Origin of the sequence: Agrobacterium sp. SUL3 (assembly GCF_001263295.1) — a bacterium.
Taxonomy (GTDB): Bacteria; Pseudomonadota; Alphaproteobacteria; order Rhizobiales; family Rhizobiaceae; genus Agrobacterium; species Agrobacterium tomkonis.
In genome coordinates, this window is record NZ_KQ414552.1 from 1 (window position 1) to 4902 (window position 4902).

The 4902-nt window shown below is 60.5% G+C and carries 7 protein-coding genes and 1 pseudogene; 6 read left to right on the plus strand and 2 right to left on the minus strand.

The features are described 5' to 3' along the window. Positions 1-104 precede the first annotated feature (104 nt). From AKG12_RS28800 to AKG12_RS28820, 5 genes are all read left to right on the plus strand, one after another. Complete coding sequence (locus AKG12_RS28800; protein ID WP_115672697.1) at positions 105-506, plus strand: hypothetical protein; 402 nt, start codon at positions 105-107, stop codon at positions 504-506. A gap of 75 nt (positions 507-581) precedes the next feature. Next, positions 582-2066, plus strand: coding sequence for a multicopper oxidase family protein (locus AKG12_RS28805; protein ID WP_037094843.1), 1485 nt, complete (start codon positions 582-584; stop codon positions 2064-2066). Then, entirely contained in the window at positions 2063-2497 is a 435-nt protein-coding gene (locus tag AKG12_RS28810) for a c-type cytochrome (protein ID WP_077546207.1), read from the plus strand. Before AKG12_RS28805 ends, AKG12_RS28810 begins: the two co-directional genes overlap by 4 nt. Positions 2498-2638: 141 nt before the next feature. Beyond that, positions 2639-3070 carry a c-type cytochrome gene (locus tag AKG12_RS28815; protein ID WP_052821446.1) on the plus strand — a complete coding sequence of 144 codons (432 nt, stop codon included), beginning with the start codon at positions 2639-2641 and terminating at the stop codon, positions 3068-3070. Positions 3071-3240: 170 nt separating this feature from the next. Next, complete coding sequence (locus AKG12_RS28820) at positions 3241-3564, plus strand: hypothetical protein (RefSeq protein WP_137088076.1); 324 nt, start codon at positions 3241-3243, stop codon at positions 3562-3564. A gap of 38 nt (positions 3565-3602) precedes the next feature. Here AKG12_RS28820 and AKG12_RS28825 read toward each other — a convergent pair whose 3' ends face one another. Both AKG12_RS28825 and AKG12_RS28830 read right to left on the minus strand, forming a co-directional pair. Continuing rightward, complete coding sequence (locus AKG12_RS28825; protein WP_052821449.1) at positions 3603-3842, minus strand: copper-binding protein; 240 nt, start codon at positions 3840-3842, stop codon at positions 3603-3605. Between the two features lie 18 nt (positions 3843-3860). Then, a pseudogene (locus AKG12_RS28830) lies at positions 3861-4004 on the minus strand (sulfocyanin-like copper-binding protein); the annotation flags it as partial. A 130-nt stretch (positions 4005-4134) separates the two neighbouring features. On the opposite strand from AKG12_RS28830, the gene AKG12_RS28835 reads away from it, so the two are divergent. Continuing rightward, a complete protein-coding gene (locus AKG12_RS28835; protein WP_037095196.1) occupies positions 4135-4848 on the plus strand; it encodes an IS6 family transposase in 714 nt (237 codons plus the stop codon). Positions 4849-4902: the final 54 nt, after the last annotated feature.

The following is a 4902-nucleotide window of genomic DNA, read 5'->3' on the forward strand; positions in this document are numbered from 1 at the left end:
CGCTCCGCTACATCGGGAGCTGAATTTCCACCGTTGTGGTCAACAGCTAGTTAACCAAAAGAATTTGCGACACGCCCCTCAAACCTATGAGCAGGACGGCCGGCATGCAGGCTTCATCAATGGACAAAGGGTCGGCGAGGCTCTATTCTTTGCCCATGCTTCGCGCGTTGCTTATCATTGTTACAACCATCTCGCTTGCCGCTGCTTCTTTTGCCGTTCAAGCACACGAGACCCGCATGTCCGGGATGTTGGAACGCGCCGCGCTGACGCAGCACATGGAGCAAGCCTCTTCTTCGATGGCCGCTTGCAGCGAAGGGAAATCCTGCAAAGCAGATGCCGGATTGTGCGCCTTCGCCTGCGCCGGAATATCGGCCTGGCTTCCGGTTGTGCGTACTTCGGCAAAGCAAATCAGCTCGCGGCAAAAATATCCCTTCCCGCCGGATGCCGTCTTCGTTGCGGCAGCTCCCGGCCGGAATGATCGCCCTCCTATATCGCGCCTCCTCTGAGCCTGCGGCGGGGCTGATCCCGCTGCGATCCATTTGGACCTTTCAGGCGGGACAGATCGTCCCGAGGTGACGAATATGACGACCTTTTCACGACGCGGCTTCCTCGCCGCCAGCGCAGCCATGCTTGCTGCATCCCATTTCCCCATCAGGGCCTACGGCCAGGACGCGGCTGCGATCCGCCTGGCCGCCACCAGCCGCACGCTCGATATAGACAATCGACCGGCCACCGTTTTCGGACTTGCTGGTCCCAACGGGCAGGGGCTGCTCCTCGATCCGGGCGAGCGATTTCGGGTGGATCTGACCAACGATCTCGCCGAGTCCACGATCATTCATTGGCACGGCCAGATTCCCCCGAACGCTCAGGACGGCGTCCCGGATATGCCGCAGCCGCTTCTTCAGCCCAGTGAAACGCGCAGCTTCGATTTCGCGCCCCAGCCCGGAACGCACTGGATGCACAGCCATGTGCCGATCCAGGAAATGCGATTGCTCGCCGCGCCACTGATCGTCCGGAGGGCAGAAGACCTATCCGCCGATCGGCAGGAAGTCGTCCTGTTCCTGCACGACTTCGCGTTCAAGACACCGGAAGAAGTGCTGGAAGAGATCACCAGCGCAAGCGCTGATGGACATGGCGCTGCCGGCATGTCACGCGCGATGCAAGGCATGAACCATGGCGGCATGCCTGGAATGAACCAGGGCGAGGCCGGGGGAATGGGCTCGATGGCCATGGATATGGGTAACATGGCGATGGATCTCAACGACTACGACTGGGATGCCTATCTCGCCAATGACCGAACCCTGTCCGATCCCGATGTCGTTCAGGTCGAACGCGGCGGCCGGGTTCGCCTCCGTGTCATCAACGCAGCCGCAGCCACCGTTTTCTGGATCGACACGGGCGAAGCACAAGCCCGGCTCGTCGCCGTCGACGGGCATGAGGTCCAGCCGGTCGCGGGTTCGCGGTTCGGGCTGGCCATGGGGCAGCGTCTCGACCTGGAGATCGACCTTCCAAATGAGACCCGCGCATGGCCGATTCTGGCGCTCAGGGAGGGCGAACGTGAAAGGACCGGCATTATTCTCGCCCCCGCGGGCGCCACGATCGACAGGATCGATTCCCTTTCAGCGAATGACGCCCCGGCCTTCGACACGGACTTGTCTCAGGAGTCACGGCTGGTCGCTGTCGACACGCTTGCCGCCCGTCCGGTGGATCGAAGCCACATGATCATGCTCGGCGGCTCGATGCAGCCCTATGTCTGGACCATCGACGGAGCAACATGGGGCAAGCATCGGCCGGTTGCCGCAACGAGCGGCGATCGGGTGGAACTGATGTTCCACAATATGTCGATGATGGGGCACCCGATGCATCTGCATGGGCATGCATTCCAGGTTGTTGGCATCAACAGGCGACGCTTCGAAGGTGCGCGCCGCGATACCGTGTACATACCGCCGATGTCGATGGTCACTGTTGCCCTTGATGCCGGCGAGGCCGCGAGCTGGATGTTGCATTGCCATCATATGCCGCATCTGGCCACCGGGATGATGACCGAGTTCAGGATCGCTGCATGAAACCGCTCTGGATCGCGGTCGCCGCAACTCTCCTGGCGGCGGCCGGTGCGATCTTGGTCGGAAAGGGACGATCCGGTCAGGAGGCGAGCGATCGCATCGCCCTTGGCCGGGCAGTCTATCTAGCGAACTGTGCGAGCTGTCACGGCACGAAACTCGAAGGCCAGCCCGACTGGCGCAGCCCGGGCACGAGCGGCCGCCTTCCGGCGCCGCCGCATGACGAGACCGGTCACACCTGGCATCATTCGGACAGGCAGCTCCTCGCAATCATCACCGATGGGACCGCCGCGGTGGTTGGCGGTGGCTACGAGAGTGACATGCCCGGCTTTCGGGAGGCTCTGACCTCCGCCGAGATCGAGGCTGTCCTCGACTACATCAAGAGTACCTGGCCGCAGCGAGAGGCAGACTACCAACGCCGCATCTCGAACGGCTGACACGCCGGAGGCCACGAAAACAATTTCGTGGCCCCACATCGCCATCGCGCGCCGCCCCACCACCACATTCATGCCGACGGGTTCGGCAGTTGATGGCGGCAGAGAGGGTGTTCGGCGGCCTAAAGACATAAGGATTCACAAATGAACAAGAGAAACGTCTTCGCTCTGCTCGTCGCCGCGGCAGCGGTTGCGGGCTTTGCGCTTTGGAATCGAACCGGATCGGAAGACGAAGCCAGAAGAGGAGTATCGGGCCAGGGGACGGCATTGTCGGTTGTCGTGCCTTCGTCATTGTCCGACACCGCAAAGATGGGAGAACGAGCTTTCAACGCCGTCTGTGCAGCGTGCCACGGCAAGAACGCGGCCGGAACCGATGCCGGCCCGCCGCTCATCCATCGGATATACGAACCTTCTCACCACGGAGACTACGCCTTTGAAATGGCCGTCGCCAACGGCGTGCGCGCGCATCACTGGAAATTCGGAAACATGCCTCCTCAGCCGGGTCTGACGAAGGCCGACGTCGCTACGATCGTGGCCTATGTGCGCGAGCTTCAGCGGGCGAACGGCATCAATTGAGGAGCATTGGCGGCGAGATACCCTGCCAGACCTGTCGAGGCGGGTTTGAGGAAATCGGGCGGCTGCGAGTGGAGTTGTGGTGTGATAGGATGAGGCGGCCAAGTCGCCTATGGGAGGGGTGTGCAATGCGAACTGGCATAACATGCGCATTTGTCGTTCTGGCTTTGCTGGTGTCGGCGTCAAATGCCCAAGAGGATCAGCCGTTTCATACGTCTTATTTCGCGGATGAAACGACCATCAGCCTGTCCGTGACCGTCGCGGCAACCTCTCTTGACCCGGAATATAATTTCGATGTGCAAGTCGCGCTCACGGAGCGCGGACCCGAGGGTCAGATCAGATTCATCGACCACAGCGCCCACCTTGCAAAGGTACGATGCGCCGCGCCGAAGGCCGTCATGATCGGCCAATCAGAGTTTATGCTGTCGGATTCGCCCGAGCCGGGGGATTGGAAGCAGGATCTCTGGCGCACCTTCTGCCTCCTGCCGGTCTCATGAGGAACGGGGCCGCGCTGCATCCAGCGCGGCCCTGTGCTTCACTTGACCGCAACGAACTGGACCTTTGCGCCGACCTTGAGCTTTTCCAGCATCGCGTCATCAGCGACCTGGAACACCATCGTCATGGCCGGCATCTCGAGGTTCTTCAGCTCTTCATGGATGAGCGTGACCTTCTTCGCCTTCTCGTACAGCTTCTTGACCGTGCCGCTGGTGAATTCCTGCGCGAAGGCGGCGGTGCCGAAGGCGAAGGCGAGTGTGATTCTTGTGATAGCTTTCATCGTCATTTCTGTTGCTCCTTATTTCTTCGCGACCGTGACGTCGCCGTGCATGCCGGAATCGTAGTGACCGGGAACGAGGCAGGCGATCTTGAACACGCCGTCGTTGGTGAACTTCCAGACGATCTCGCCGGATTTTCCGGGCGCGAGGCGAATGGCGTTCGGAGGTGGCGTCGCCTTAACCGCCTGTTTTAGCCGACTTGATATTCGGATTGTCATGACCGAATTCCCTGCCGCCCACTTNGGTGGCGTCGCCTTAACCGCCTGTTTTAGCCGACTTGATATTCGGATTGTCATGACCGAATTCCCTGCCGCCCACTTCAGACGCCACCGCTTTCCTGCCGAGATCATCACCCATGCGGTCTGGCTGTATTTCCGATTTCCGCTCAGTTTACGCGACGTCGAAGATCTGTTGGCCGAGCGCGGCATCAACGTCTCATTCCAGACCGTCTCGGAATGGGCGGCGAAATTTGGCTTGAAGTTCGCCAATCAGCTCCGACGCCGCTCACGAGGCCAGTTTGCCGACAAGTGGCAGCTCGATGAGATGGTGGTGACGATCAAGGGAAAGAAATACTGGCTGTGGCGCGCCGTCGATGCCAACGGCTACGTTCTCGACGCCCTCTTGCAAAGCCGAAGGAACAAGGCAGCAGCCTTGCGTCTGATGCGCAAACTGCTCAAGGGTCAAGGCATCGCCCCGCGCGTGATGCTGACCGACAAGCTGCGTTCCTATTCGGCTGCGAAGGCGGATTTGATGCCGAAGGTCGAACATCGCTCGCACAAGGGATTGAACAACCAGGCTGAAAATTCCCATCTTGCTGTGCGACGACGAGAGCGGCGCATGATGCGCTTCAAGTCCGCGCGGCAATGTCAGCGTTTCGTCTCCACTCACGGCCAGATCGCCAATCTCTTCCTTCTTCACCGCAAAGACTTGACCGCCGCAGACCATCGCCAGCTTCGCACTCACGCCATCTCGACCTGGCGGGAAATCGCTTTGTCGATTGATGCGTGAAGTTCAGGTCGAAGAGACTACCGCATCCCAAACTCGGTTAAGGCGACGCCACCG

Coding starts and splice junctions, on each gene's coding strand:
- AKG12_RS28800 (WP_115672697.1), top strand. CDS start 105: ATGCAGGCTTCATCAATGGACAAAGGGTCGGCGAGGCTCTATTCTTTG.
- AKG12_RS28805 (WP_037094843.1), top strand. CDS start 582: ATGACGACCTTTTCACGACGCGGCTTCCTCGCCGCCAGCGCAGCCATG.
- AKG12_RS28810 (WP_077546207.1), top strand. CDS start 2,063: ATGAAACCGCTCTGGATCGCGGTCGCCGCAACTCTCCTGGCGGCGGCC.
- AKG12_RS28815 (WP_052821446.1), top strand. CDS start 2,639: ATGAACAAGAGAAACGTCTTCGCTCTGCTCGTCGCCGCGGCAGCGGTT.
- AKG12_RS28825 (WP_052821449.1), bottom strand. CDS start 3,842: ATGAAAGCTATCACAAGAATCACACTCGCCTTCGCCTTCGGCACCGCC.
- AKG12_RS28835 (WP_037095196.1), top strand. CDS start 4,135: ATGACCGAATTCCCTGCCGCCCACTTCAGACGCCACCGCTTTCCTGCC.